This is a genomic window from Streptomyces sp. KL116D, from assembly GCF_030766975.1.
GTDB classification, from domain to species: domain Bacteria; phylum Actinomycetota; class Actinomycetes; order Streptomycetales; family Streptomycetaceae; genus Streptomyces; species Streptomyces longispororuber_A.
Genome location: NZ_JASERH010000131.1, coordinates 1 through 1,812, shown reverse-complemented (window position 1 = coordinate 1,812; position 1,812 = coordinate 1). Strand labels below are relative to the sequence as shown.

2 protein-coding genes are annotated in these 1,812 nt (G+C 70.1%); both read left to right on the top strand.

Annotated elements, in window-relative coordinates:
• Positions 1–4: 4 nt before the first annotated feature.
• Complete coding sequence (locus RBJ77_RS47940) at positions 5–793, top strand: electron transfer flavoprotein subunit beta (protein WP_372350730.1); 789 nt, start codon at positions 5–7, stop codon at positions 791–793.
• A 57-nt stretch (positions 794–850) separates the two neighbouring features.
• The coding region (locus tag RBJ77_RS47935) for an electron transfer flavoprotein subunit alpha/FixB family protein (protein ID WP_372350729.1) at positions 851–1,812 on the top strand (962 nt) is incomplete at its 3' end.

Here is a 1,812-nt window from a genome sequence, read left to right as displayed (position 1 = left end):
CGGCGTGAGCTTGAGGATCGTTGTCACCGTGAAGTACGTGCCGGACGCGACCGGCGACCGGCACTTCGCCGATGACCTGACCGTGGACCGTGATGATGTGGACGGTCTGCTGTCGGAGCTGGACGAGTACGCGGTGGAGCAGGCGCTCCAGATTTCCGAGAACTCGGATGACGATGTGGAGATCACCGTGTTGACGGTGGGTCCCGAGGACGCGAAGGACGCGCTGCGCAAGGCGTTGTCGATGGGTGCGGACAAGGCGATCCATGTCGAGGACGACGATCTGCACGGCACGGATGCGATCGGGACGTCGCTGGTGCTGGCGAAGGCGATCGAGAAGGCGGGCTTCGATCTGGTGGTGTCGGGCATGGCGTCGACCGACGGCACGGCGGGCATCGTGCCGGCGCTGGTCGCCGAGCGGCTGGGGGTGCCGCAGGTGACGCTGCTGTCGGAGGTTGCGGTCGAGGGCGGCGCCGTCAGGGGCCGCCGGGACGGGGATGCGGCCTCGGAGCAGTTGGAGGCGGCGCTGCCGGCGGTGGTGTCGGTGACCGACCAGTCGGGTGAGGCGCGTTACCCGTCGTTCAAGGGGATCATGGCGGCGAAGAAGAAGCCGGTTCAGTCCTGGGACCTGTCCGACCTCGACATCGAGGCCGAGGAGGTCGGTCTGGAGGGGGCCTGGACGAAGGTGGCCTCGGCCGCGGAGCGTCCGGCGCGCACGGCGGGCACGATCGTCAAGGACGAGGGCGAGGGCGGCAAGCAGCTCGCCGAGTTCCTCGCGGGCCAGAAGTTCATCTAGTCGCTGACTCTCCGAGTCGCCAAGTCGTCATCACGTCACGAGAGTTGGAAGATTTCCATGGCTGAAGTTCTGGTCTACGTCGACCACGTGGACGGTGCCGTCCGCAAGCCCACCCTGGAGCTGCTCACGCTGGCCCGCCGGCTCGGTGAGCCGGTCGCCGTGGCGCTGGGCAACGGTGCCGCCGACACGGCCGCCGCGCTGGCCGAGCACGGTGCGGTGAAGGTCCTCACGCACGAGGCCGCGGAGTACGCGGACTATCTGGTGGTGCCGAAGGTGGATGCGCTGCAGGCCGCGGTCGCCGCCGTCGCGCCGGCCGCGGTGCTGGTGCCGTCCTCGGCGGAGGGCAAGGAGATCGCCGCCCGCCTCGCGCTGCGCATCAAGTCGGGCATCATCACCGACGCCGTGGACCTGGAGGCCGGTGCGGAGGGTCCGGTGGCCACCCAGTCGGTGTTCGCCGCGTCCTTCACCACCAAGACCCAGGTCACCACCGGCACCCCGGTGATCACCGTCAAGCCCAACTCGGCCGCGGTCGAGGCGGCCCCGGCCGCCGGTGCGGTCGAGGCCCTGGAGGTGTCGTTCTCGCCGGCGGCGACCGGCACCAAGGTGACCGGGCGCACGGCGCGGGAGTCGACCGGGCGCCCGGAGCTGACCGAGGCCGCGATCGTGGTCTCCGGCGGCCGCGGGGTGAACGGCGCGGAGAACTTCGCGGTCATCGAGGCGCTCGCCGACTCGCTGGGCGCGGCCGTGGGTGCCTCCCGGGCCGCGGTGGACGCGGGCTGGTACCCGCACTCCAACCAGGTCGGCCAGACCGGTAAGAGTGTCTCGCCGCAGCTGTACATCGCCTCGGGCATCTCGGGGGCGATCCAGCACCGGGCCGGTATGCAGACCTCGAAGACGATCGTGGCGATCAACAAGGACGCCGAGGCCCCGATCTTCGACCTGGTCGACTACGGCGTGGTCGGCGACCTCTTCGACGTCGTCCCCCAGCTCACCGACGAGGTCAAGACCCGCAAGGGCTG